This is a genomic window from Ethanoligenens sp., assembly GCF_047718355.1.
GTDB lineage: Bacteria > Bacillota > Clostridia > Oscillospirales > Ethanoligenentaceae > Ethanoligenens.
The window spans coordinates 1-25856 of record NZ_JBDNLG010000035.1; the positions used below are offsets into that span (position 1 = coordinate 1).

At 49.1% G+C, this 25856-nt stretch carries 25 protein-coding genes; all 25 read left to right on the top strand.

Annotation, left to right across the window (positions count from 1 at the left end; all coding sequences use genetic code 11):
* Window positions 1-126 precede the first annotated feature (126 nt).
* Window positions 127-690: a hypothetical protein gene (locus tag ABF463_RS07045; RefSeq protein ID WP_415532869.1), complete on the top strand. Its 564-nt coding sequence runs from the start codon at window positions 127-129 to the stop codon at window positions 688-690.
* Window positions 691-713: 23 nt separating this feature from the next.
* Window positions 714-2603 (top strand): hypothetical protein, encoded by a 1890-nt coding sequence (locus ABF463_RS07050; protein WP_415532870.1) that lies wholly within the window; start codon window positions 714-716, stop codon window positions 2601-2603.
* A 32-nt stretch (window positions 2604-2635) separates the two neighbouring features.
* Window positions 2636-3709 carry an Ig-like domain-containing protein gene (locus ABF463_RS07055; RefSeq protein WP_415532871.1) on the top strand — a complete coding sequence of 358 codons (1074 nt, stop codon included), beginning with the start codon at window positions 2636-2638 and terminating at the stop codon, window positions 3707-3709.
* Window positions 3710-3782: 73 nt separating this feature from the next.
* Window positions 3783-6248, top strand: coding sequence for a hypothetical protein (locus tag ABF463_RS07060; protein WP_415532872.1), 2466 nt, complete (start codon window positions 3783-3785; stop codon window positions 6246-6248).
* A 30-nt stretch (window positions 6249-6278) separates the two neighbouring features.
* Window positions 6279-6482 carry a hypothetical protein gene (locus ABF463_RS07065; RefSeq protein ID WP_415532873.1) on the top strand — a complete coding sequence of 68 codons (204 nt, stop codon included), beginning with the start codon at window positions 6279-6281 and terminating at the stop codon, window positions 6480-6482.
* Window positions 6483-6583: 101 nt separating this feature from the next.
* The gene (locus ABF463_RS07070; RefSeq protein WP_415532874.1) at window positions 6584-7252 is read left to right on the top strand and encodes a hypothetical protein; all 669 of its coding nucleotides are present in this window, start codon (window positions 6584-6586) and stop codon (window positions 7250-7252) included.
* Window positions 7253-7280: 28 nt separating this feature from the next.
* Window positions 7281-7589 (top strand): hypothetical protein, encoded by a 309-nt coding sequence (locus tag ABF463_RS07075; protein ID WP_415532875.1) that lies wholly within the window; start codon window positions 7281-7283, stop codon window positions 7587-7589.
* Window positions 7590-7599: 10 nt separating this feature from the next.
* Window positions 7600-8787, top strand: coding sequence for a hypothetical protein (locus ABF463_RS07080; protein WP_415532876.1), 1188 nt, complete (start codon window positions 7600-7602; stop codon window positions 8785-8787).
* 31 nt (window positions 8788-8818) lie between these two features.
* Window positions 8819-9088, top strand: coding sequence for a hypothetical protein (locus ABF463_RS07085; protein WP_415532877.1), 270 nt, complete (start codon window positions 8819-8821; stop codon window positions 9086-9088).
* Between the two features lie 368 nt (window positions 9089-9456).
* Window positions 9457-10062, top strand: coding sequence for a hypothetical protein (locus ABF463_RS07090; protein ID WP_415532878.1), 606 nt, complete (start codon window positions 9457-9459; stop codon window positions 10060-10062).
* 111 nt (window positions 10063-10173) lie between these two features.
* The gene (locus ABF463_RS07095) at window positions 10174-12282 is read left to right on the top strand and encodes a hypothetical protein (protein WP_415532879.1); all 2109 of its coding nucleotides are present in this window, start codon (window positions 10174-10176) and stop codon (window positions 12280-12282) included.
* A 27-nt stretch (window positions 12283-12309) separates the two neighbouring features.
* Window positions 12310-12843 carry a helix-turn-helix domain-containing protein gene (locus tag ABF463_RS07100; RefSeq protein WP_415532880.1) on the top strand — a complete coding sequence of 178 codons (534 nt, stop codon included), beginning with the start codon at window positions 12310-12312 and terminating at the stop codon, window positions 12841-12843.
* A 6-nt stretch (window positions 12844-12849) separates the two neighbouring features.
* Window positions 12850-13866, top strand: coding sequence for a hypothetical protein (locus ABF463_RS07105; RefSeq protein WP_415532881.1), 1017 nt, complete (start codon window positions 12850-12852; stop codon window positions 13864-13866).
* A gap of 22 nt (window positions 13867-13888) precedes the next feature.
* Window positions 13889-14374: a DUF3801 domain-containing protein gene (locus ABF463_RS07110; protein WP_415532882.1), complete on the top strand. Its 486-nt coding sequence runs from the start codon at window positions 13889-13891 to the stop codon at window positions 14372-14374.
* Window positions 14371-16173, top strand: coding sequence for a VirD4-like conjugal transfer protein, CD1115 family (locus tag ABF463_RS07115; RefSeq protein WP_415532883.1), 1803 nt, complete (start codon window positions 14371-14373; stop codon window positions 16171-16173). Before ABF463_RS07110 ends, ABF463_RS07115 begins: the two co-directional genes overlap by 4 nt.
* 363 nt (window positions 16174-16536) lie before the next feature.
* Entirely contained in the window at window positions 16537-16752 is a 216-nt protein-coding gene (locus ABF463_RS07120) for a Maff2 family mobile element protein (protein WP_415532885.1), read from the top strand.
* Window positions 16753-16763: 11 nt separating this feature from the next.
* Window positions 16764-17645, top strand: a complete 882-nt coding sequence (locus ABF463_RS07125; protein WP_415532886.1) for a VirB6/TrbL-like conjugal transfer protein, CD1112 family — start codon at window positions 16764-16766, stop codon at window positions 17643-17645.
* A gap of 12 nt (window positions 17646-17657) precedes the next feature.
* On the top strand, window positions 17658-18107 hold the full coding sequence (locus tag ABF463_RS07130) for a PrgI family protein (RefSeq protein WP_415532887.1): 450 nt from the start codon (window positions 17658-17660) through the stop codon (window positions 18105-18107).
* Window positions 18016-20442: a VirB4-like conjugal transfer ATPase, CD1110 family gene (locus ABF463_RS07135; protein WP_415532888.1), complete on the top strand. Its 2427-nt coding sequence runs from the start codon at window positions 18016-18018 to the stop codon at window positions 20440-20442. Before ABF463_RS07130 ends, ABF463_RS07135 begins: the two co-directional genes overlap by 92 nt.
* The gene (locus ABF463_RS07140; protein ID WP_415532889.1) at window positions 20435-22798 is read left to right on the top strand and encodes a CD1108 family mobile element protein; all 2364 of its coding nucleotides are present in this window, start codon (window positions 20435-20437) and stop codon (window positions 22796-22798) included. Before ABF463_RS07135 ends, ABF463_RS07140 begins: the two co-directional genes overlap by 8 nt.
* A gap of 10 nt (window positions 22799-22808) precedes the next feature.
* Entirely contained in the window at window positions 22809-23162 is a 354-nt protein-coding gene (locus ABF463_RS07145) for a hypothetical protein (protein ID WP_415532890.1), read from the top strand.
* On the top strand, window positions 23159-24007 hold the full coding sequence (locus ABF463_RS07150; protein ID WP_415532891.1) for a CD1107 family mobile element protein: 849 nt from the start codon (window positions 23159-23161) through the stop codon (window positions 24005-24007). The genes ABF463_RS07145 and ABF463_RS07150 overlap by 4 nt, the downstream gene beginning before the upstream one ends.
* A gap of 23 nt (window positions 24008-24030) precedes the next feature.
* Window positions 24031-24402, top strand: coding sequence for a hypothetical protein (locus ABF463_RS07155; RefSeq protein WP_415532892.1), 372 nt, complete (start codon window positions 24031-24033; stop codon window positions 24400-24402).
* A 281-nt stretch (window positions 24403-24683) separates the two neighbouring features.
* A protein-coding gene (locus tag ABF463_RS07160; protein ID WP_415532893.1) for an IS5 family transposase occupies window positions 24684-25501 on the top strand; the annotation gives its coding sequence in 2 pieces (ribosomal slippage) (window positions 24684-25028 and window positions 25031-25501; 816 coding nt in all).
* A 112-nt stretch (window positions 25502-25613) separates the two neighbouring features.
* Window positions 25614-25856 (top strand): hypothetical protein (locus ABF463_RS07165; RefSeq protein ID WP_415532894.1); only part of this gene is annotated, 243 nt, incomplete at its 3' end.

The window sequence follows — 25856 nt, forward strand, 5'->3', positions numbered from 1 at the left end:
GCTTATGAGCAGGCAATGACCTATTGTGCGTAAATACGAATTTGTCAACAGCGTTGACAGTTAAATAATGGCAGTGTAAGATGGAACCAGAAACAGGAAATGTATGGAGAATCAGGAGGAAAGAAAATGCTGACTTTTATAAAAATTCTTCTCTTAATTGTTTTGGTTCCTATCATTGCGGCGTTTGCCATTGTGGTTGCAATTGGACGGTTGATTTATACAATAGGAACGATGATTCTTTTTATTCCTTGTATGCTTTTTACCCTTTTTTGTGTGATTGATTTAGGCGCCTATTTTAATCTCACATTTAGAAAATGGATCTATTTTCCGGCACCTACAAAATATTTTTGGCCGACATGGATTATAACGGCAGTTTTTGCATTCGCCATCAGTCCATTTGGAGTTCCATTTATTTTTGGTTCACTGGTTGAACTACTAAACGAGATTCGCAAGAGCTTTTGTTCACTGTACTCCAGACGTTTTCTTGCTGGCAATCCGCAATATCCGAATTCTTATTATGAAAATGCGGAGCGTGAAGCTTTCGATGCAATGTCCGAAGAGAACAAAGCCAAAATACTTGAAGTTAAACGCAGAGCACATGAGCTTTATACGATTCGGGAAAGTATGGTGCAGGAAAAACTTGCCCGAAAACAAGCTCGAAAACATAAAAAGGAGCACACTGTAGCCTGACAACGCGACATGGAGGAATCATTATGAAAAGCAGGAAGAGCAAAAGAACACACGCCAAACTGACAATCGTGACGGCCGCTGCCATTCTGGTGGTCGCTACATCATCGGTTGGTATTGTTTACGCACAGGCGTCACCGGCTCAGCCAATCATTACAGCCGCAGGGGTGCAGCGGCTGCAAAGCGCGGTTGGTGGAATCACCGACATCGACACACCGGCAGCAAACGCCTCGGTGTCCGGCACAATCAGCATTGCAGGCTGGGCGCTCAACGCGACGGGCATTGACCGCGTGGACGTCTATGCGTGGGACGCAAGCGGCCACGCGCACAGCCTTGGTTCGGTGGACGGGAGCAAATTGGCCGTGCGCCAAGATGTTGAAAACGCATTGCCCAGCTTTGGTACTTTGGACAGCGGTTACAGCCTTTCGGCGAATGTGTCTGCTCTTCCGGCAGGGGCTTATCTGTTATCCGTTGCGGGCATCGGCACGGATGGGTCAGTCAACTGGGCAAGCACGCCGATCAACATCGGCCCCGGCCCGCTTACGGATATTGACACACCAACCGGTGAGCAGGACGGCAGCTTTACGGTGGCCGGTTGGGCGCTCAACCACGATGGTATCAATCGCGTGGACGTTTATGCCTATGACAGAAATGGCACACCGCATAGCCTTGGCTCGGTGGACGGGAGCAAGTTGACCGCCCGACAAGACGTGGCAAATGCATTTCCCACCTTTAATACACTCAACAGCGGGTACAGTTTAACTGTAGCTGCAAATGCACTCGCACCCGGTGGCTATACGCTTGCGGTAGCGGGCATCGGCAACGACGGGGATGTGCGGTGGGCAACACAAAATATTTCCGTTGGCGCCGCGCCAATCACAGATATTGACACGCCGACAGCGGGGACGCGCGTAACAAACGGGCAGCTTGCTGTTTCGGGGTGGGCGCTCAATGCCGCAGGTATTGGTCGGGTGGACATCTACGCGCTGGACAGCGCGGGCAAATATCACGGTCTTGGCTCGGTCGGTGGCGATAAGTTGACGGCGCGGCAAGATGTAAAAAACGTTTTTCCTTCCTATAATACACTCAACAGTGGCTATTCCCTGACCGCCGATGTGAGCGCCCTTGCGCCGGGGGCCTATACGCTTTGCGTGGCGGGCATTGGCACGGATAACAGCGTCCAGTGGGCTACATCCCAGTTTAATATCGTGAGCGCAACTTCTGCGCCACCGATCACAGACCTTGACACGCCGTCCACCACCTACACAGGCACTATCCCGGTGTACGGCTGGGCGCTGAACTCTTCCGGCATCAGCCGTGTGGACATTTACGCGTACCCGGCAGGCAGTGGCACAGCAATTAGCCTTGGTTCGGTTCCGGGAAGTACGCTCACCGCAAGACAAGATGTCGAGAACAAATTGCCGGCTTATGGCGCTTTAAACAGCGGCTACAGCTGCACGGTTCCCACCGGCACTCTTGTTAACGGCAACTACACGTTGGCTGTTGCCGGCATCGGCAACGATGGGGCTGTCTCTTGGGCCACGCAAGGAATTACAGTGCAGAATGCAGCAAACTATCAGAATGATGAAATAAGAACCTATACCGACGAGATCACCGGTATCACGCAAACGGTGCATTTTCAAGGAGTGGGGTTTGCAAACGAAGTCGGTGGAGGATATGCCGATATTAACACCACGCCGGCACTGGGCATGGCGCATAAGGGGCCGGGTACAGCGTCTCTGCTGGGTTCTGTAAACGAAACTTCCAATGCCGTCGTTGGGGGAGCTGGAGTTGATAGCAGTTTTGTTTTTAATAACCTTACTGCTGGAACTTATACCCTCCAGCTTACCGCAGGCGATGGAACCGTGGTGGCTCGATACCACTTTACGGTTGATTCCACCGGAAATGTTCAATAATTTTTATTTTCAACAGAGCAAGGAGTCTTCTTATGGGCAGATTCAAAGAGTTGACCATACTGACAAAGGCAAAAATCCAAGAAATTCTTGCCACAAAAAAAGGCAAGATTGGTTTGGGCATTGGGGTCTGCGCAATCGCCGCAGTCTTAGTATCTGCAATTGCAATCAGCAATATCAGTTCTTCTGTAACGGCAGCGGACAATCGGTTTAAGATTGATGCGGTAGCGTCATCTTCGCAAACTGGAACCAGCAGTTCCAATAGTTCGGGATCGGTCATTTCCTCTGAAAGCACGCCTTCATCCGCCAGCAGCATCCCGATTGTCAGTGCGGCTTCAGCGCCCAGCGGCGCAGCTCCCACTGCCGCGCAGGCGTTACAGACCGTCCCGGTCACATCAGTGGACTTTAACCACCGTTCTCTCACGCTGTCCATTGGCGCATCCTCGCGGATCACCGCCAATATTACGCCTGATAGCGCCTCGGACAGGACGCTTGCATGGACTTCTACAAACAACGCCGTGGCAACAGTTGATCAGTCCGGCAATGTCAAGGCGGTCGGCGTGGGTACGGCATCCATCCGCGCGACCAACCCGGATGGACAACGCGACACCTGCACCGTTACCGTGCCGGGCGATTTCAGCAGCTCTGAAGCACGGACTGGCAAAACGGCGAACAGTGTGGGAAATCCCGGTGAAGCTACAGGAAACGGTGCCGGGAATACAGGTGGAAATACTGGCGGCGGTTCCGGCACATTAGCCTCTCAATACGTCAGAGTGGACACGACCCGCACTTACACAGATGAGATTACAGGCATTGCACAAACCGTGCATTTTCAAGGAGTGGGGTTCGCAAATGAAGTTGGCGGAGGATATGCCGATATTAACACCACGCCGGCACTGGGCATGGCGCATAAGGGGCCGGGTACAGCGTCTCTGCTGGGTCCTGTAAACGAAACCTCCAATGCTGTCGTTGGGGGAGCTGGGATTGATAGCAGTTTTGTTTTTGACAACCTTACTGCTGGAATTTACACCCTCCAACTCACCGCCCACGATGGGACCGTCGTAGCTAAGTATAGTTTTACGGTTAATTCTACTGGAAACATCGAATAATCTAAATTGTTTTATTGTAGCCTTCCGCTTTTTGCGGAGGGCTTTTTTATTTGCGAGGAGAAGGCTTATGCAAATGAAGCGAATACGTGGCAAACCTAAACTCTCTGTGAAGTTTTTGCTGATCATCATTTTTGCCGTGCTAATTTGCACAACACTGGTATCCGCTGCGGGAAACGACACAAACCAGTGGCCTGGTGGACGCATTGGCTATCGGTTGGATACACATTACGGCCAAGTTGCGGCAAACGCGCCTGCAATCCCTCTGTATGGAGATGCTGCCTGCACGCAGCCAATCAGCCATTACCTGCTTCCCGGAGATTGGGTTGTCGCATACTTTAATTCAGATGGCAGCTTCGCCGGCAGCGTCACATATCCCATTACGGTTCCCCAAAACGGCGGTGGAGATGACGGTCTTGAGTATACCACACACTACATTCACTCCGAAGATCTGTCCTATATCGTCAGCGGCACCGGCAATTTCAGCGGTACCGATTGGAATCAAACAACATGGTGGAATCACCTGCCAACCAGCATAGGGTATACCAGCAAACTACCCGGCAACGGGGACACGGTGTGGGTCGGCAACAACACAGACGGTGGAGTTGGAGGGGGATTTAATGTTTATCAAGTAGGAAATGGATACTATGAGCTTTGGTCCGGGGATTGGTTACATCCGGTTATGTCCGCTTCCCCCTCTCAGTTTTGCTATTACGACCCCAGTCATACCGACTACGTCAATGCAGATTATAGCTGGAACCTTACGTCCCAGCCATGGAACACGATTGGCTTGCATCAAGGCTATAACCTTATCTCTTACGCGGGTATGGATGCAAGCGGAAACTACGCGACTGGCCAACGGTATCTATGGTGGGATACCATAGCACCCGACATGGCCACCAACCTGAACAACACGCAAGCGTCCTTCTCTCACAATGGTTGGCTCAATCTTGCAGATCTCAACGGAAGCGATACCTATGTCGTTGTTTCCCGTGACGACACCAGCCAGACCACCGATGTTTCCGGCCTAAATCTGGCCTCGTTGCAAACAATCTTTGATGGCGTGAATCAATTCGGAAACGCTCAAGGTTATCAAGGCTTTGATTACAATGACGGCACCAATTGGGTGAAAAACATGCTGCTAAGCGCAACCATGCGAGCCATGGGTGTGCAAAGTGATGGCACTGGTGGGCAAGGGACACATTCGTTTCAATTCAGCAGTATCGACAACGCATGGAATACAGCGGTAATCGGCGCATCGGTGCAGATCGACACCATCCCACCCACGTGCTCCGTATCTACCACGGCAAGCGACTGGAAATCCGGGTCGGCTCCGATCACGCTGGACTTTGAAGATCCGGGTGCCGCAAACGGCACAGGAAGCGGGGTGTCCACGGCACAGTACAGCTGGTCACAAAGCCAGACCGATGTGGGAACGTGGCAAAACTACACCGCAGGCGTGCAGCTCACTCCTCCGGGTGATGGGGCATGGTATCTGCATTGGCAGGCAACGGATGTTGCCGGGAACGGTTCCAGCGGCGTTTTTGGCCCCTATAGTAGTGGCACTGGGCTATCCGTCAATATCCAGACACCAAATGCCGGGTATCTGACAAATGAAGATGTGATCACGTCTGTAATCGTAAACGACAGCAGTGCTACAGCGGTTATGCCAAGCGATTTCGCCGTAATGGTGTTTACAGCAAAAAGTCCAAATGGCAGCACGTATACAACGCAGGGTAAAGCGACTGTCTGCCCACAAAACGGCAAAAATCTGATTTGGTTCCGCTGGCATACACCTTCCACAGCGGGTATATATACCATGACCGCAGCTTTGAAAGCCGCAAACGCAACCCCACAGACCAGCTGGACCAGTACACTGCAATGGAACATCAATGTACCCACAGAATCCACGCCGCCGCAAACAACGTATAACGATACGAAGCCGTCGTGGTTTGCGTCACAAACGCCCAATCCATCCGGTTACGCTCCATCCCTCACATGGAGTGATTGGGTGTTCGCGGGCGGTGGATTCCAGCAACGTATTTACGCGGCAACATTAAATGCCAACTTATCTATCTCACCTGAGGTAGATAAAGACGGCAGCACGCGGATCGCGACCGCCTATAAAAATGCTTCCGGGCAGTGGGTAATGAAATCCGGCTACGGAATTAATGAAAACGTGACCTCCAATGTTTCGATTACATCGTTAACCAGTGCGGCAGTGGATGCAAACAGTGCCACTCCTGCACAGCTCACAGAGGGACGATATCCGGAATTCAATTACTGGTATGCCGGATACTACCGGCTTTTTGAAAGCCTTGGGAATGGAAAATTTGACTTGCAGGCCAACAAATTTAGTCAATACGGATTTCACAGTCACTACACCCCGGTTTGGTTCCCGGACGGTCCCTATACCGTGTTGACAACGACTTCGCAGTGCTGGTCGCCTGCCGGGATGCTCGGCAATGACCAGACCAGCACAATCCAGATTCAAGGCGCGCTGCCGCAGGATTGGTACGTGCGGGTTATCCCGTATCAATAAATAATGAACTATATGAATGGAGAGATTTTTATGATTCCCATGCAATTGGTATTTCTGTTCGCAACTGTTATTGTAATCTTTTGTTTGTTCCAGTTTAAATCCCTGCTCAAAAAGCAGAAAAATGAAAAAATCCGCAAGAAACTCAAAAAGCGCATGGTCTTTACAAGTATTGTCGCCGCGGGGCTGGCTATCGTGACGGTCATCTCCTACGTCGCTCCATATCTGCATCACTGATGTGCTTCCTCCGGGTCTGTGCGTGATCAGGCCCGGAACCATTGGGATTTTTTAAGCACTTTACCCCAATTTACATCTAAATGGTAAAGGAGAAAGAAAACATGACCGAACCAAACAAGATAGGAACCAAGAAGAAGCGGCGGCTGGCAGTTTTACTGCTGGCCATTTTTATACCCACGACGGTCTTTGCCGCAGGCGTCGCCTTTGTTCCCAGCTTCCGGGACGCTGTAGCCTCCGTTGTAGCATCGATTTTCAACACTCAAAACCCAAAAGATAAGAAACCCAAGACCACACTGTCGGCAAGAAGCAAAAAAATCGGCTCCGGCCCGGACAGTGCGGCTGGCTTCGGGGACAATACGGTGCCTCCATCCCATGCGACAAGTGCCGCCTCAGATCGAACCACCTATGCCCCGTCCACCGTTGTGTATGGTATCGCCGGCAGCGCCACCGGGCAGTGGAGTGCAACAGTCAACAACAATCCAACCGAGTACCAGCAGGCGGTGTTTTACGAGTGTACGGTCAACACGAGCTATCAAAAGCAGGACGATGGCACCACAAAAAAAGTCATGATCGACACCAAAACAACACGCCTGGGCGAATCGCAAATTATCGGACCGGGTCAGCACTTCAACAAAATTGTTTGGGACGCCCCGCTGACCGGACAGACCCGGGTCATCTGCGCGGAAATGCACAGCTACAAATTGAACGGGGGCCAGTACATTGAAGTCACACCACTTTTCGTTCAAAACTTGACGCTTAACATTCAATAAACTTAACAAGCGGAGGAAGACGTAATAAATGAAACGTGCAAAATTTACAGAGTTTGAAAAGCAGATAATGCAAGGAACAACACTTAAAAAACATTTTACCAATGATGTACCGGATAGCACGAAAACAGAAAATGTGCAAAATACAAGTGACGATTCTGTTAAAGTAATTGCCAATGTTAGCAAAGAGACAAAAGCGTTATTAGACCATGCAAACCATTTGACGGGGTTAAAAAAGGGTAGAATCATCGAAAATGGAATCAAATTAGAATGTGATAGGCTTGAAGAGCTGTTGAACAAAAAACCTTTTGTACAAAATTTGACGCTGAATATTCAATGAGGAAACTAACGTGATACGATTACTCAAAATTGGATTTGATTCTTTACTTTTTACACTAACGCAAATGCTCGTCTGGATTATGTTAGGCTTCGCCGTGAACCCACATATTTCAGTGGTTTATTCTATTACATATTCCGCACAATTTTTTTCACAAACTTTGGTGGACATTTTTGCAAGTGGTGCAAACATCAGAGCTACTAAGGCAAATGATCAACAAATCTCTAAACGAAGTTTTACATTGGGGATTATTGTGATCCTGTTGCTGTTTGGTTCATTTGCCTTGAATACAAAATCATTCGTTCATATCATGGATATAAGTTACACAGAGTATGGGTTGTTTTGTACTTATGCAATTTTATTGCTCTGCTTGCAAACAATTATTAAACTTGTTTGTTCACAGCTTTACTATGCTAAGAAGAATAGTAAGGCAAATAAAATAACCTTAGTATATAACCTTTCAAACCTTGCCCTTGTGGTTGTGTTATGCTTTTCCTTGAAAGATAAAGCACATGCTGTTGCAATTACTCTCTGTGTGGATAGTATCATCGCAATCCTCATTGTCATACGAAATGCACAAATGTCACTTGGGATTGTAAATGTTGTAGAAAATATAAAAATTGCATCGAATGGTGTTCTTGGTGATCTTGGAATGCTGATATCATTCTTTGTGGGATATAAACTGGCTTTTAGCTTCGGGACTACCTATATGGTTGTTATTACATTTGTAACACTGATTACAGATGCACAGTGGGATGCTTCGTATGCCATTAACGCTGCGGCTGAAATAGATTCCAGTCTTAACAATGTGAACTATAGCAGCAGTCTGAAAAATGCATACAAATTTACAACAGTCTTGGTACTATCCTCATTAGCCGGGTGTGCTGTACTGTATAATATTTATCACCCAACGTTATGGGTATTAATTCTGATGCTGGGAGGTGAAATATTTGGATTTTATTTGGCACCCTTGTACACGATAAAAGAAGCCTATTGCCAAATAAACCATTCAAGACGAATCACTTCTGCTAATCGTTGTATTGATCGCGGCCTACGAATTGCGGCCGCGTTCATACCAACTCCATTTTGCACCGAAATCGGTATGCTCGTTTCAGTCATATTTCAATTTATATCCTTTCATTGGATATATCGAAGATTGTTTTACGTAGAAGGAAAACAATTGAGAATGTTCGTAGAGTAATGATTATGGGAAAGTAAAGGAGAAAAACGAAATGTTTATTAAAGACTTGGTGGGAAAATATGCGATCAGAACCGCACCTGCATTGGGCAGGGATTATAGTTACATGGATATGCCAGTTAAAGTCATTTATTGTGATGATTTTAACGCTGTCGTCGAACCAGTAGAACATTGTATTGATGGGTGGAAATCTGTACTGCATGTCGGCTGGTTGGATGATGAATGGCGTGAGTGCCCTAAGGAAATCTTAAATGCCAGATTTAGCCGTGGGCATACGGAAATTGAACAGAAAATCAAGGAGTAAGGCACCTGCATTGCTATCAATGCTATCAACCGGCCAGACCGGATGATAAATAAAACATTCTGGAGGTAATTATATGAATCAAAACCGAATTAGTGCAGTCACGAAAACTACGCTCCTAATTCTTGCAGTGGCAATTTTGTCAATTTTGGGGGCTTTGGCATCCATCGGGATCAGTTACCTAACGCATGACTTCAACTACTTCCTGTTCACCGTTGGCGGGGAGTCACTTCTCCTCGTTTTCTTTTCCTTGATCCTAATTATAAGAAAAGTACGAAAACATGGAGCATCGAAAAGACTGTAAAACTGATCTCAGCTATCAACCGGAATACGCCGGATGATATATAACCATTTACAAGGAGGGTGTACCAATGTCTATTATCAACCACGTCCGACGGAACCTCGGTGGGAAAATTGCAGCTGCGGCTATGGCCGTGGCGCTGATCGCAGGTGCGGCATTGCCAGCGTCCGCAGCGACCACCCAAACGGCGACCGGCACAGGCTCCGCATCTGCCAGTGTACCAATCACCGGCACAATCAACCCGACCACTATTAGCGTTACCGTCCCCAACGGCGTGTCCTATTCGATCAATCCCGACGCCAATACCTTTACGGCTCCGGCGCTTTCCGTAACCAACAACACCGTGGTACCCGTTACCATCGGTGTGCAGTCTCTGACCGCCGACAGCTCCGGCACACTTACGGACGTCCTGCCGACAGCGGAAAATTGGGGCAGCCTGAATGCCGCAGACAGTAGCAGCAAAATTGCTCTTGGCATCAGTGTCACCGATTCCACCGGTTGGAGCAGCGGGTATAACAATTCCACTGACTGGGCCGCTTCCCACGCACCCGTGACCATCGGTTCGCTTCCTTCCGGTGCGACCGGCAATCTCGCGCTGGCCGCAAACTATGGGCGCGCGATCAGCACGACGCAGACGCCGACTGGTTCCGTCGCATTTAGCGTCTCTCTGTCATAATCATTCGCACAAACCTCCGGGCGGCTGGGAAACCAGCCGTTTATTTTGTCTATAAGCGCGTTTGCGCTTTATATATCGCTTATAATTAAAATTTGACGAAAGGAGCTGGAAATGAAAAGAAAAATCAGAATTAAATCTGTCGTAATACTTCTTGCTGTACTGACCATATTGTTGCACGGCGATGGCCTTTTGGCACGCGCGGATTCGGAAAACAATTATATCTGCGACAGTACCCATTTGGGTACTGTTTCAGCAAATGATACGACAGGATACACAATTGGCGGCTTTCCTGTTTCTTCTGCATCTCCAAACTTCACTCTTAGGTATTGCACATATGCAAATGCACTTGGTGTATCGGATACAGTTACTTATAATGAAACAAGTTGTGTTTACATGTTTAAGGACTCTTCAGATTCTAATTATACATCATATTGGAGTTGTCGGGTAAATGCTTCAGAGCATAGTGGATCATATGGTTGGTACACCACTAATATTTATATTGTAAATTCCGATGGCTCATCTTCACTGCATAGTAGTACACAAGTTTACTTATCTCCAATTACAGTAGCCTATTCTGCGCCCTTGGTTGAATCTACTGATGTGCCTGTATCTTTTAAGTACACAGATTCTGCTGGTGGTTCTATTGTATCTTCATGTTGGGTAAAGGGAAAGCAGGATTATTCGTATTTTGAACAAGGAAATGCAAGTACAAGTTTTTCTGGTTCTTTTGTAGATTTACCGTCTGCTGGGTCATACACTGTATTTTTAAAGGATTCTAATGGGTATGAAAAGACGCAGATGATAACGGTATCAACTGCGAATGCCACGTTGATGCTTGGTGTTACACAGTCAGATAATAGTACGGCAACAACGACGCCGGTTGTCAATGTCCTTGCAACCAAAATAAATAATCATGATGACGAAAGAAGTGTGGCGGGAACAGACGGAGATTGGTTTGATATGACCACGGCGGCATACTCGGATAGTATGGCTCCATACCCGTCTTGGTCTGATTATTCCTACACGTTTTCTCAACCAATACAGCATACGTTTGTATATAGGGATGGTGGTATAGATTATTCAAATGTTGGAGATAAGTATATATCGGGATATTTTTACAAAAATCTATCAGGCTCTTTTTGGGCAGATGGGCCGGATTTTTGTAATGCACTTTGGCAGGGTGGGTACACAACCACTACAATAAATTGTCAACACTATATTGCAGATTCGAGTTGGCATTTTAATTACTCGGAGTTGCAGATTATAAATCCAGCAACAAATGCTTACGAAGACTCCGCCGTTCGACTGGGTGGTAATGAAGCAAATTCATCTGTAGCAATAAATGGAGCATATTACACAAAGGTACCAGCCGGCAGCGATGAAAGCCTTGGGATAACGCGCAAATGGGCATATGGAACACAACCTGCATCTTATTTTGACGCAGGCAATGGAACTGTTCTAACTTCAAATAGTTTCACAGTTTCACAAAACGGGCCGGTTACGGTATGGGCTAAAACTGACGACGGGCAAGAAGCAGTGCGCACCTATACGGTATCCAATTATGATCCTTACGCCGGAGATACCACGCCTCCGACCGGCAGTTATAATCTCTCGACATCCAACTGGACGACCGGCAGCGTAACGATCAATGTCACGGCCACCGATGCGCAAAGCGGTGTCAAGTCCATCACTCTGCCAAGTGGTACGGTGGTGGGCAGCAACACATGCAGTTACACAGCAACAAGCAATGGTACCTATAATTTTACGCTGACGGATAATGCGGGCAACACCTGCGCCTACCAGGTCACAGTGTCCAACATCGACAGATCGGTGTCCGTATCCTACACATCCAGCGCATCCTATACAATCGATCCCAATAACATAGGCTACCCCACTTCTGGCGGCGAGATCACGCTGATTAACAACAACACCCACGTCGGAGCACAGGTCACGCTGCAAAGCTTGGCAACCGCGCTTTCCGGCATCAACGGCTTTACACTCTGTGCGCAGGTAGAGGAAACAGCATCCGGGAACACCACATGGTCGGAGATTGACGATAAGGGCGTGCAGCTGGCGGGCGGGGCCTCGACGGTGTTGGGCGTGTTATCTCCGGGCGGCACCGGGCATATCAAATTGGTCGGACAACTCGGCAGTCTCAGATGGCCAACCAAACAAACAGATAACGGTAACATGCAACTGACGTTTACAGCGGTGTCATAAAATTTATTTTAACGATAGGATGGATATATGATGAAACAGACATCTCGCCAACAGTGGGGCTTAGCCACTGGAGTTTTGGGACAAGGTATGACCAGAGTAATTTCGAAACTAAATATTGCCAAAAATGTGGGACAGGAAATCCGGTATCATCGGAAAAAAGCGGGATACACACAGACAGAACTCGCACAAAAAATTGGGAAGCAGCTTCGTACCGTACAGAAATATGAAAGCGGTGAGATTATGCCCCCTTTCTACACTTTAACCGCAATTTCCGGTGCCCTGGGCACTTCGCTAAATCTTCTGATGAATCGACATCCTGATGGTGTCATAGAAGTTCCCATAGGCGATATGGATTATGAAATTGAGTGTGACGTTGACAAGGTCAGCGTCTATAGACAGATTCCCGAAGAAGAGTATCGACAGTGGTATGTCGGCGATCAAAACATTTCGAGGCGCGGAGAAATCCGACGCCTTTTTTTAATAGAAGTACCTCTCGCGCAGGCTGCCGAGACATTGGTTCGTTTTTTTATCTTTCCACAATCCAAAGCAGAAAAGGAGTAAAACAAAATGGCAAACAAAAAAATGCAACAGGTTCAAAAGGATGTCGCTAAACAGGAGGATCTGCTCGCCATGCCTATCAAGACCCGCATAAACGCGTGCCGGCCTGTCGATGCAGATAAAAGACAAACTCATAATCCGTGGGAAGATGAAACCTTCCGCGACAAACCCGGTGATCTGTTCGGTGCGGACATACCGTTTTTGCATATATTGACCGAACAGCCCATGCGGAGCAATCCGTTTTCCCTGATCCACTGCCTAAAAGATATTGACGCGTTTGTATTCGCGCTGGCGAGAATGACCGCGTGGCGAACCGATAAATGCGACTCATATTGGTACGTTGCTTGCGGTCACCTTTACCACGCACTGGTGGGTTATGTCTATTATCAGGGCACGCTGGAAGAACAAAATCTCAAAACGGTTCTCGAACTGCTTAGGGAAATACAGTATGAAGAAGAGGGCGTTGCCGATCTGCTATTTCAAAAGTTGGCGCAATCCGTGCCGGATGATCTCACTGTTTTCTATTATCACCAGTATAAAGACGCTGCCCATATTGTCCAAAAAGCCGTCTGGATCTCATGCGTTTCCCTGCTTCGGTCGTTTGAGCTTTTTCCGGCTTTTGACGCGGGTGCGGGCGAGTGTTACCCTATACCCCGCCATACATCGGAAGACGATCCGCATGATGCAAAGGAGCGTCCATTACCGTTTGTAACGGGTGATCGAATCGTCCGTTCCGCACAGACGGCTATTGATCTGATTCACAGAGCACATTGTGTCCATCCGGAAAAGATGCCCCGCACTGATTTGGAAGCACTCAATGTACTTTCCAATCTGCTCACAATAGAAACAACGAGCGCTATCAAAGAGCGTTTCCCGGATGAAGCCGAGAATATAGAGCTGCTTGTATTGTGTGTCTTGAGAAATGCAGCGGAAAGATCGATACTCATGTCCCGTAAAATCTTTTCGCGCAGGGATATCCGTGTATTAAACCCTCTTTTGCGTGCCTTGTTTCCCGTTCAATTTTAAAACAACTAAGGAGGTACATACCATGCAAGAACATGTGCAAGAGCGTACCGTAGCGGTTTCCGTGCGCGCACTCAAACTTAGCGGGCGCGGATTGCTCAAACTGTTTGGTTTGCTCATTCGGGCGCTTAAGCAGATACGCCAGGATCAGAAGCTCAGCGGAAAAATGGAGTACAAAGATCTGGTGCGCACGGGCGGGGGCTTGACCGGTCAGGAGATCCATACCGAAGACACCGCCATTCTGGATAAGATCTGCCGTGCACACGGCTTGCGCTATTCCCTGCGCAAGGATATCACGGATACTCCTCCAAAATGGACGCTGTGGTGTGAATCAAAAAACATAGAGGTTGTGCAACAGGTACAAAAGGAGCTTGCCAGCCGATTGATGAAAAAAAAAGACAAAGGCAAAGACAGGCCGTCGTTGTTGGAAAAACTCAAAAAGCTGAAACAGTATGTTAGAAGCGTCAATCCCGCCAAAGTGCGGAACAAAACACAGGAGAAATCCAGATGACCGCCGCAAAACTGAAAAAGTATATCAAAAAGAACGCTCTTCACTGGGTACCCTATCTGGCCGTGTTCTGGTTGCTGGATCGACTGGGTCAATCTTGCAGAATAGTAAATGGCGGTGGGTTTATTGGAAAGCTGTTTACACTCCTGAGCGCCCCGTCCGTTTTGCTGGATGGGGCGCTTTTCAGTTTTGACCCCAACGATCTGCTGTTGGCGATTGTCGGTACAGCGGTTATTTTCTTTGCAATCAAGGCCCACAATCTTGATAAGAAGAAATTTCGCAAAGGAAAGGAGTACGGAGACGCCGGATGGGGCACGGAAACAGATATCGAGCCGTTTATTGATCCGGTGTTCCGTAAAAATATTCTGCTTACGGCCACAGAACGACTGGGCATGGGCAAAGCCCGGCACTGGAAATACAATCGCAATTATAATGTGATGGTTGTGGGCGGATCTGGTACCGGTAAAACGCGCTACTTTGTGAAGCCAAATCTCATGCAGGGTCACAGCTCTTATGTGGTCGCCGACCCGAAAGGCACCGTTTTAAATGAATGTGGATACCTGATGCAGCGGATGAAATACCGCATCAAGGTGTTTAATCTGGTGGATTTCGCACATTCCATGCATTACAACCCATTCGCCTATCTGCGCAGCGAAAAGGATATCCTCAAACTGGTGACGGCGCTCATTGCCAACACAAAAAAAGAGGATAAGACCGGTGGCGACCAGTTTTGGGAGGACGCCGAACGTCTGCTCTACTGCGCCCTAATCGGTTACATCCATTATGAAGCGCCGGTGGAAGAGCAAAATATGTCTACCCTCATTGAAATGATCGACGCCATGGAAGTCCGTGAGGATGACGACGGCTTTCAAAACGCGGTGGATCTGTTGTTCGCAGAACTGGAAGAAAACAATCCTCGGCATTTCGCTGTCCGGCAATATCACAAATATAAGTTGGCGGCGGGCAAGACCGCAAAAAGCATTTTGATTTCCTGCGGTGCACGCCTGTCTCCGTTTGACATTGAAGACGTGCGCGATCTCACCGCTTACGATGAGCTGGAGCTGGACACCCTTGGCGATAAAAATCAAAAAACCGTTCTGTTTATTGTACTAAGCGATAGCGAAGACACGTTTAACTTCCTTGCGGCCTTGATGTACACACAGCTTTTTAACCTGCTCGAAGAAAAAGCGGATAAAGAGTATCACGGCCGCCTGCCTGTCCACGTCCGGTTTATTCTGGACGAGTTTGCCAATACCGGTAAAATCCCGAACTTTGAGCGCATCATCGCATCGATCCGCAGCCGGAACATGTCCGCCTGTCCCATTCTGCAATCGGAAAGCCAGCTGAAAGGTATTTATAAAGACAAAATGGACACCATCGTGGACAACTGCGACAGCCGGCTGTTCCTTGGCGGACAAGGGCATGACACGTTGAAAAACATGTCCGAGTCTCTTGGCAAAGAGACCATCGATCTGTATACCAACAGCGATTCGCGTGGTACCCAACGCAGCTACGGTTTTAACTACAACAAAACGGGCCGTGAACTGTCATCAATGGACGAGCTGTCACGGATGGAGGGCGACGAGTGCATTCTCCGCCTGCGGGGTGTGCGTCCGTTTAAATCCAAAAAGTTCGACATTACCCAGCACCCCTATTACAAATATCTTTCCGATGCCGATCCGGCCAACACCTTCCTCGTGGAACAGTATTTGAACGACCGGCTTACGATTCGCGCAAATGAGGAGTACATAGAGTTTGACTATGGGTATCTGGACCAATATGCTGACCAAAATGCGGGATAAGGAGCGTTGCTACGATGCAAATTGAACGGATCGGCACCCACCGGGGTACCGTTATCACTGAAAAGAGCAACGCGCTCTACAGAGGAATGGCAGCCCTATGAATGGGATCGCCAGACCTTTGATGCCCGGACAGCTGGAAATCAACTGTTTGTCCGGGCTAAATGGAAATGGCTGGATTGCAACGATGTCCTTGTTTTTGATAAAGACCACGAACTGCATAATTTGAAATATGGTTAAGGGCTTCGAGCGTGCTAAAGCACAAACGAAGCCCTTTTGCTGTATAGAGGCACCCTTTTTCTGCCAGCCAGAGCCGAGAGGCTTTGCCATATACCGTTTTCACATACGACATTGGAGGAATGAATCATGGATTTCTTTACACAAGGGATTTCAACACTGGCGACCATTGTGATTGCCATTGGCGCGGGTTTTGCAGGTTGGGGTATCATCAACCTGATGGACGGGTACGGCAACGATAATCCGGGTGCAAAAAGCCAAGGAATTAAACAGGCCATGGCGGGTGGCGGCATCATTTTTGTTGGCCTGAAGCTGATACCTCTTTTGGCAAACTTACTTCAATAAGGAGATAAGTCATGGGATTTTTGCTCAGCCCGTTAACAGACTGGTTAAACGGCTGGCTGAAAGGGTTTCTGATTAACGCAATCCAAGGTAATCTGGCAAATATCTTCGGCTATCTTAACACGACTGTAAGCGGCATCGCGCAGGGAGTGGGACAAACGCCGCAAGGCTGGAACGCGAACGTTTTTACCATGGTGCAAAATCTGTCGCAGAGTGTTATCACGCCGGTGGCAGGTATCATATTGGCGTATGTTGCCTGTTATGAGCTAATTGCCTTGCTTACCGAAAAGAACAACATGCACAACGTTGATGGGTGGATGCTGTTCAAGTGGATATTTAAAACAGCCGTAGCCGTTTATCTGGTCACACACACATTTGACATTGTCATTGCGGTATTCCAGTTGGCACAATATGTGATTCAACAGAGCGCCGGCGTCATCAACTCTTCCGCCAATTTACAATTCGCGCTGGACAGCCTGGACGCACAGCTGCAAAATTTGAACTGCGGAGAGCTGCTGGGCGTGCTGATCATGACCAATCTTGCATACGTTGGAACTTTTGTTCTGAACCTCATCATTACCGTTTTGATTTATGGACGCATGGTTGAAATCTACATGTATTGTTCCATTGGTCCAATCCCGATGGCAACGCTCACAAACCATGAATGGGGTGATATTGGAAAGAATTATTTGAAATCCCTGTTTGCCCTTGGTTTTCAAGGCTTTTTCATGATGGTCTGCGTGGGTATCTATGCTACATTGATTCAAACAATGACATTCTCAACCGCAGGCGGTGTTGTACAAGGTGTGTTTCAGGCAACGGGTTATGGCCTGCTGCTTTGTTTCGCGCTCTTTAAAACCGGAGCGCTTTCCAAATCTATTTTTAACGCGCATTAGGGGGTGTGAGCTATGCGCTTTGTCACCATATACAAGGATTTCAGTAAAATCGAAACCAAGCTCATTAAAAACTTGACCGGCAGACAGCTTGCATTCTTCGGCGCGGGAGGCATTATTGGGTTTGCTACCTTCTGGTATTCCCGCGCCGCAATCGGATACAATGTGGCTATTTATCTGATGATTGCGATTGTCCTGCCTTTTGGCGTGCTGGCTCTTTATAAAAACAAGAAGACAGGCCGGACACTTGAGAAAAAAATAGCCATTCTGCTGCGGGCAAAATTCATTCGTCCACAGATCCGCACCTATCATTCGGAAAACATTTATGATGCACTGCAAAAACACGTCCACAAGGAAAGAGAGGCGAGGCGTCTTGCCAGGATTCAACAAGCAGATCCAAAAGGGTCTGAACTTCATCATCGGCAAACCGCAGGGACCGGCAGAACGGGCCGGTCGAATGGATAGTATACCGAAGCACGTTCTGGAAAGCATTCCGTTTGCGGCCATCTCTAAAAGTGGTCTTTGCTATGTGGGCAAACGGTATTACACCAAAACGCTCGTTTTTGAAGACATCAATTATCAGCTGGCACAAAGTGAAGAACAGGACAGGGTCTTTGAACTATGGCGCAAATTTCACAGTTATTTTGGCAGCAACACCCCATGGCAGCTGACGTGCAGCTGCTATTTTGGAAATCCGGACGATATCGGCAGAGCTATTGGCCTTGCGCCCAAAGGAGATGAGCTGGATGTCCTGCGCAAAGAATTTACCGACATGCTGCACGACCAGCTCTCCAAGGGCAACAATGCCATTATACAGCGTCGGTATCTGACCTTCGGTGCGGAGGCGGACAGCCCGGCCGATGCCAGACGGGTGCTGGAGCGCAAAGAAATAGACATCATTGGCAATTTTAAAAGCATGGGCGTACTCTCCCGTCCCCTCAACGGATATGAACGGCTGAGCACGCTGCACACGGCCTTTCACCCGAATAGTCATAAAAAAATGAAGTTCCGTTGGGCGGATGTTGCCCAAACGGGACTGACCCCCAAGAATTTCATTGTACCCACGTCATTTGATTTCAGCTACAAGGACGTATTTCGCATGGGAAACACGTGGGGCGCGGTTTCCCACATGATTATCAACGCCAGTGAAATGTCCGATGAATTTCTTCCCGACCTGCTCAACATGGAAATCCCCATCACGTTCACCATGCATTTTCAACCCATAGACCATGATCGGGCTGTCAAAAAAGTGAAGCAAGCCGTTTCGGATGTTGCAAAAATGAAAATTGACGAACAAAAGAAATCTTTTCAGAACGGCTACAGCATGGACGTCCTGCCGCCGGATCTGGAGATGTACGGCGATTCCACCAAACAACTACTGGATGTGCTTAACTATCGGGATGAACGATTGTCTACCGTTACCATTCTGGCCATGCATACAGCGCCAAATCTGAAAAAGCTGAGGCAGTACATGGAACAGACGGCGGGCGTTGCGCGCAAGTACAACAGCGAACTGCTGCCGCTGGATTATGAACAGGAACAGGGGCTCATGAGTAGCCTGCCGCTTGGCGTGAATCAGGTGGAAATCCACCGCGCGTTCAACACTGCGGCGGCGGCGATCATGGCGCCGTTCTCCTCTAAAGAATTGTTTCAGTTGGAGCAGGCTATGTACTACGGACTGAACCCTATGTCGCAAAAAATGATCCGTGTCAATCGGAAACGCCTAAAAAATCCAAACGGTCTGATTCTCGGGACGCCGGGTTCGGGCAAAAGTTTCACGGCAAAGCGGGAAATAGTCGAAGTCTTTTTCGAAACCGACGACGACATCATCATTGTAGACCCCGAACACGAGTACAGCCTGTTGGTCAACCGGCTTGGCGGGCAGGTCATTGAGATGGCGGTGTCCAGCAAAAATTACATCAATCCACTTGATCTTAACGAGAACTACGGGGACGACGACGACCCTATTTCTGCAAAGTCCGAATTTATCCTGTCACTTTGCGAACTAATTTTCGGCGGCAAAGACGGTCTGCAATACGGCGAGAGATCTATTGTGGATCGTTGCGTCCGGCTGGTATATCAGGACTATTTTAACGACCCGCGCCCGGAAAACATGCCCGTTCTGGAGGATGTCTATAACCTGCTGTTGGATTTTGGAAAAAACAATCCAGACGCGCTCAATGTCGCCAAGGCGCTCGAAATCTATGTGAGTGGTTCGTTCAATGTATTCAATCACCGTACAAACGTCGATTTACGCAACCGTCTGGTCTGCTTTGACCTAAAGCGGCTTGGTCATCAATTGCGCAAAATTGCAATGCTGATTTTGCAGGATCAGGCGTGGAACCGGATTAGTTGTAACCGTGCTTCACACAGGTCCACATGGTTCTACGAAGATGAATTTCACCTGATGCTCCGCGACGAACAGACCGCCGCCTACTCAGTGGAATTTTTTCGCAGACTGCGCAAGTGGTTCGGTATCCCGACGGGCATCACGCAGAACGTCAAGGAGCTGCTCCTGTCTCCTGAAATCGAAAGCATTTTTGATAACTCGGATTTTATTCTCATGCTTAATCAGTCCAAGGCGGATGGTGAAGTGCTGGCCAGACACCTGGGCATCTCCGATCAGCAGATGCACTACGCCACGCAGGTTGAACCCGGTACCGGGCTGATGTTTTATGGCAACACCATCATTCCATTTGTGGATAAATTTCCACAAGACACGGAATTGTACAAGTTGATGGATACCAAACCCAATGAAAAGTTACAGAACCGTCCGGAAGAGGCAGCAAAAGATGGATAAGCAGCATTCTTCTCACAGTAACCCAAACCGCGAACGCTTCCGGTCTCAAAATCAAGCCCCGTCTTACCCACAGTTGGAAGAACACGGCAGAATGCCTGTATATGGGCATTCCCCTCCGAGCGCGTCCGGAGGGGCTGGAATATGGCGGAGAAACCGCCCGTCCGACACGCCGGCAGACAAGGCACGGACAAACGGGCATCAAGCGTCCAACACATCACCGCGGGGCAGACTCCCGTCCCGCAATCCTGCTCCATTAAAGACCGCAGACGCTGTCAATCCGTACAAATCCAATGAATACAACCCGTATCGTTCCAACACTCAAAAACCGAATACGCCTCGCCCCAAGCCTACGCGTCAGCCCTCCTCTCGTAAAGTCGGCGCATATACGCCGGAAGGCTCCTTGCAGGGGGGCATGTACACCCGGACGCACAAATGGAACGACCAAAAGAGAGATGCCCCCACGCAGACAGGCGGCGAAGAGCCGCCCGCATTTATACACAAACCTCCATATTGGGAAACAGGCCCGGCAAAAGCGCCGGCCAGTCCCTCCGCTAACATGCTTCTCCGGCATATCTCCTCTGGAGGGCGCGCGCGGGGAGGCTCGAAGAAAGCTCCCGGTGGCAGCACACCGTTTTCATCCAATACGGGTGCAAGGCAGCGCTCGCCTGTTTCCCGGTCCATGCGCAAAACACCCGCGCACACATTCCGCACCGCCGCAGCCGCGGCTGCGTCTGCGGTGCATAGAGCCAACAAAGAAGGGCCTGTACAGGGAGCTTCGGCCGAAGCGGCGGGAACCGTTAAAAATGCAGCTGTATTGGCCGCAAAAGAAGCGACCCGTCGCATGGTACGCCAAATCCGGCGGCGGCAAACGGAAAAAGTCCTGACCGGCAGCGCGTCCAAGGTATTCAAACGCATTCTGCAAGCGCTGATTCCCACCAAACAGTCCATGGCGATTGTCGGAGCCGTCATTGCCGTGGTTCTTCTCTTGTTTTTGCTCATATCGACGACACTATTGCCGGTCTTCGCCGGCATTGCCGGCGCGGCGGGCGGGGTTGAGAGCATTACGTTTGCCGCGTCGGACGCAGATATTGATCAGGCCGACCGTTACTACAGCCAGAGGGAGGCCGACTTACGCACGCAAATAGCCAATATCCAAAGCACCCACCCTGGGTATAACGAATACGATTATGCCGTTGGCACAATCGGACATGTCCCCTTACAGCTGATCGCTTACCTGACAGCCGTATATGGCGACTTTTCTTTTACTTCGGTAAAGCCTCATCTGGATGAGCTATTCAACATGCAATACCAGTTGCACTTAACCGCGCAGACGCAGATGCGGACCGTAACCACTACCGACCCTTCAACCGGACAGCCGACAACTACACAGCAGCCTTACACCATCCTCACCGTCAATCTGAACGCGCAGGACTTCACCTCCTTATTGGCAATTCTGCTTGCGCAGGATGGTCTGGCCGACGAGTACGCTGCCCTCATGCAGGCAAAAGGCAACCGACAGTATTTCAGCAATCCCTTCTCATTTGGGTGGTCCATGTATATTACAGGTTTGTCCGCGGCCAATGTGGTGGTGTTGGATGTGCCGGTTGGTACGCAGGTAAACGCATCCATAGCGGGCACCGTTACCCAGGTGGCGGGCGGCACCGTCCAAATAACCGGCACGGACGGTCTGGCGGCCGTCTACACCAATTGCGCGTCTGTTAAGGTATCTCAGGGACAGGCCGTTGCGGCCAATACCCCGGTCGCGACGACCGGTTCCGGGTTTTCCGTCCAATTTCTTCACAATGGAGAAGATTTGGACCCATACATCTTTGTGGACATCGGAGAGGACGCCAGCACGACTTCTGGCTCTATCACGGTAGGCGGCAATCCCATCGGCGGAAGCGTGGGCGCTTATACCGGCACTGTGACACAGATGGCCGCACAGTACGGCATGAGCGCTTATGTGAATCTTATTTTAGCAGTCATGCAGCAGGAAAGCGGTGGGCAGGGCGGTGACCCGATGCAGGCCGCAGAAGGACCGTTTAATACAGAGTACCCTAAATGCCCGAACGGCATTACCAATCCCACATATTCCATTCAGTGCGGTATTCAGGAACTGCACCAGAACTTACAGCTTGCCGGTGTTACCTCACCGGGGGATATGCCCGATATTGAATTGGCCCTGCAAGGATATAATTTCGGTTCGGGCTTTATTTCCTGGGCTAAAAAAAACGGCGGGTATTCGCTGACAACCGCCCTCGCGTTTTCACAGATGGAAGCGCTCAAGATGGGGTGGTCCTCATACGGTGACCCGTATTACGTCCCGCATGTCCTGCGGTATTACAAAAACAGTTAGGAGTGGTCTTTTGACTTTCGCGGAAATTGATAAAAAGATTGCCAGATCCAGAGAAAAGCTGGCAAAAGAACAGGAACGCCTTGAAAAATATACGGCCACGCGCAAAGAAATGGAAGATGAGGCTTGCGCGACAGCTGCACGGGCGGCCGCACATGAATGGAACATGCAGCCGGAAGAGTTTGCTAAATTATTGCAGACGCTTGGACCGGATGGCCTGAAAAAGGCGCGCCCCGACGCGTCGGAAGTATCCGGATCAGGTCGCGGTCCTGTTCCCCGGCATAACGGTGCGGTAAACGGTTCGGAACGCCCCTGCGCCTCTCAGCAAGATAAGGCAACAATTCAACAGGAGGAAGCAGCAAAATGATGAAAATCCGAAAATATTTGATTTCTGCGGCGGCTGCATTTAGTGTAGCCGCCGTTTGCGCCTTATCCGCTTCGGCCGATACGATACCGGTCAGTGGAACAGGCACGGTCATTGGAAACGCGACGGTAGACGCCTCACAGTGCGAATTTGAAACAATCAAAACCGCAGACGGTTCGGTACTCTATCTTGTCGTGGATAAAAGCAACACGACCGGCCAGAATGTCTATCTGCTCACACCGGTGACCGAGGACACGCTGCGCTCCATGATTGCCGGCGCGTCCAGTAAAAACAGCGTCATTGGCGGTGGCACGACTTCTTCCGGATCAGGCTTGTTCGGCGGACTTGGAGGCGGCACGTCGTCCGCGTCGGGTACCGGTACGGTTTCGTCCACGTCGCCGGGTACGTCCTCTGGATCGGTTTCTACGGCAAAAGAAACAAACTCACAGAAGGTGAGCAATTCACTTTCGAGCAATTATTTATTTATCATCCTGGCTGTTATTGCACTGGTTGCGGGCGGCGGCTATTACTTCAAAATCTATAAACCCAAGCACGGCAAAAAAACATATGCGCCGGATGGCATGGATATGGACGATGATCTGGAAGATCCGGAAGATCCAGAAGATAACGTATCCGAATCCCGGCAAAAAGAACAGAAAGAATTGGCTCGCCGCGATGGCGCGGAGGAGCAGTCTGGTGAAAAGGACGGCGACGGACCGGACGGCATCGATGAGGAAGAGGATGCGCCGCCGTCCCTTTTGCAGAATTTGAACCAGAAAAAGCAGGACGCAAAGAGAACAGACGCGGAGCGCTCTACGTCTTATGACGATGATGATTTCAACGAATAACAGAAAGCAGGAGGTGAACGGCAATGTCTGTCCTGGTTATTACCGAAAAAAGGAGCGTGGCGGAATCCATCGCGGGCGTGATCGGCGCGTCAAAGCAGGAAAACGGGTACTTTTCCGGCAATGGGTATCTGGTCTCCTGGTGCAATGGCCACCTGTTGGCGCTTGCGGCGCCAGATGCTTACAATCCGGCCTGTTCCAATTCCACAAAGTGGACGCTGGAGGCACTCCCGATCATCCCGGAAGAGTGGATGTATGTGCAGCCACCGGATGACGGCAAAGCCAGACGGTTTAAATTGCTTGCCCGTCTGATGGCGAATGACGAGGTCGAACGTCTGGTTTGCGCAACGGATGTGGGACAGTATCAGGGGGTGACTAAACGTACAGGAGTCAGATAAGCATAATAATGTGAGCAGCAAGCAACGGATTTCACACAGCTATTAACGCTTTGGTGAAATCCGTCGCTCTATATTTAAAATCCAATTTCCAAATTTTGATCGGTTGTGGTGCTTATTACCGCAGAGCTTGTTACATTTGGTGATGTTGTTCTACAACAAGTTCACGTATATTTTACGGGCATCTTTGTAACCGGTAATCCGGGTCATATTGCTCTTTTGGCTAGGGCGTGTTTGAAAAACAAAATCTGCACAAATATGGTATAATCGGCTTGGTGATGAAAATGTCAGCAACAAAACGGCGGTACGAATTAAGCGATGAGGAATGGGAGCGGGTTGAGCAATATTTGCCACCGGATAAGCGACAGGGACAGGGGCGGCCAGCCAAGGACAATCGGCTCATGTTGAATGCAATCCTGTGGATTGCACGGAGTGGCGCGCCTTGGCGGGATCTGCCCGAGAGATACGGTCCATGGCAGACTGTATACAGTAAGTTCAAAAAGTGGGATGAGCAGCATGTGTTTGAAGAAATATTCGCCATATTGAGCATTGATGCCGATTATCAGGATTTAAGCATGGACAGCACCAGTATCAAAGCTCACGAACACAGCGCGGGCGCTAAAAAGGGGCTGTAAACTGTGAAATCAATCAGGAAATCGGTACCAGCCGCGGCGGAAAGACGACTAAAATTCATGCGGTAGTAGATGGACTGGGGAACCCGGTTCATTTGCAGTTGTCTGCAGGCAATATGCACGATTCCAAAGCTGCCGTTGATGTTCTCTCCCATGTCATGATCCGAGAAAGTGTTGTGCAGGCTGACAGGGCATACGGAACGATGAAAATCAAGGACTATATCACGGAGCAACACGCTACCTATAACATTCCGCCCAAATCCAACGTCAAAGAGCCTTGGCCGTGTGATTGGTGGCTCTATAAGGAACGCCACCTCGTCGAGTGCTTCTTTCAAAAAATCAAGCAGTTCCGCAGAGTGGCGACCCGGTATGACAAACTGGCCTCCCGCTTCTTCTCCTTCGTTTTACTGGAAGCTATTTGCATTTTGGTGAAACGATACATACTCCAATCTTTTTCAAACAGGCCCTAATACAAAAAATTTCAAGATATTCCGTATTCTATAGGCATATTAAAAGTGTTTTGATATACTTATTCCATAAATAACAATAAATACCACAAGAGGCGACGAAAAGGAGAATAAAATGAAAAAAATATTACAAGGCGTTGCAGTAATGCTGAGTGCTACATTGCTCTTCTCTGTAAATGCATTTGCAAAGTCTCCGACTACGCAGACTTCGGAACAAGCCCAAAAACTGATATCGCCGCCTAAAATATCTGGGCAAACTATTCAAGAGCAATATGATTACGTCGCGTCTGAAAATCAATCATATCAAATCAATGAATACGATATATATAAGTCTCTAGTGACACAGACCGATGGGGCC

Coding starts and splice junctions, on each gene's coding strand:
- ABF463_RS07045 (WP_415532869.1), top strand. CDS start 127: ATGCTGACTTTTATAAAAATTCTTCTCTTAATTGTTTTGGTTCCTATC.
- ABF463_RS07050 (WP_415532870.1), top strand. CDS start 714: ATGAAAAGCAGGAAGAGCAAAAGAACACACGCCAAACTGACAATCGTG.
- ABF463_RS07055 (WP_415532871.1), top strand. CDS start 2,636: ATGGGCAGATTCAAAGAGTTGACCATACTGACAAAGGCAAAAATCCAA.
- ABF463_RS07060 (WP_415532872.1), top strand. CDS start 3,783: ATGAAGCGAATACGTGGCAAACCTAAACTCTCTGTGAAGTTTTTGCTG.
- ABF463_RS07065 (WP_415532873.1), top strand. CDS start 6,279: ATGATTCCCATGCAATTGGTATTTCTGTTCGCAACTGTTATTGTAATC.
- ABF463_RS07070 (WP_415532874.1), top strand. CDS start 6,584: ATGACCGAACCAAACAAGATAGGAACCAAGAAGAAGCGGCGGCTGGCA.
- ABF463_RS07075 (WP_415532875.1), top strand. CDS start 7,281: ATGAAACGTGCAAAATTTACAGAGTTTGAAAAGCAGATAATGCAAGGA.
- ABF463_RS07085 (WP_415532877.1), top strand. CDS start 8,819: ATGTTTATTAAAGACTTGGTGGGAAAATATGCGATCAGAACCGCACCT.
- ABF463_RS07090 (WP_415532878.1), top strand. CDS start 9,457: ATGTCTATTATCAACCACGTCCGACGGAACCTCGGTGGGAAAATTGCA.
- ABF463_RS07095 (WP_415532879.1), top strand. CDS start 10,174: ATGAAAAGAAAAATCAGAATTAAATCTGTCGTAATACTTCTTGCTGTA.
- ABF463_RS07100 (WP_415532880.1), top strand. CDS start 12,310: ATGATGAAACAGACATCTCGCCAACAGTGGGGCTTAGCCACTGGAGTT.
- ABF463_RS07105 (WP_415532881.1), top strand. CDS start 12,850: ATGGCAAACAAAAAAATGCAACAGGTTCAAAAGGATGTCGCTAAACAG.
- ABF463_RS07110 (WP_415532882.1), top strand. CDS start 13,889: ATGCAAGAACATGTGCAAGAGCGTACCGTAGCGGTTTCCGTGCGCGCA.
- ABF463_RS07115 (WP_415532883.1), top strand. CDS start 14,371: ATGACCGCCGCAAAACTGAAAAAGTATATCAAAAAGAACGCTCTTCAC.
- ABF463_RS07120 (WP_415532885.1), top strand. CDS start 16,537: ATGGATTTCTTTACACAAGGGATTTCAACACTGGCGACCATTGTGATT.
- ABF463_RS07125 (WP_415532886.1), top strand. CDS start 16,764: ATGGGATTTTTGCTCAGCCCGTTAACAGACTGGTTAAACGGCTGGCTG.
- ABF463_RS07130 (WP_415532887.1), top strand. CDS start 17,658: ATGCGCTTTGTCACCATATACAAGGATTTCAGTAAAATCGAAACCAAG.
- ABF463_RS07140 (WP_415532889.1), top strand. CDS start 20,435: ATGGATAAGCAGCATTCTTCTCACAGTAACCCAAACCGCGAACGCTTC.
- ABF463_RS07150 (WP_415532891.1), top strand. CDS start 23,159: ATGATGAAAATCCGAAAATATTTGATTTCTGCGGCGGCTGCATTTAGT.
- ABF463_RS07155 (WP_415532892.1), top strand. CDS start 24,031: ATGTCTGTCCTGGTTATTACCGAAAAAAGGAGCGTGGCGGAATCCATC.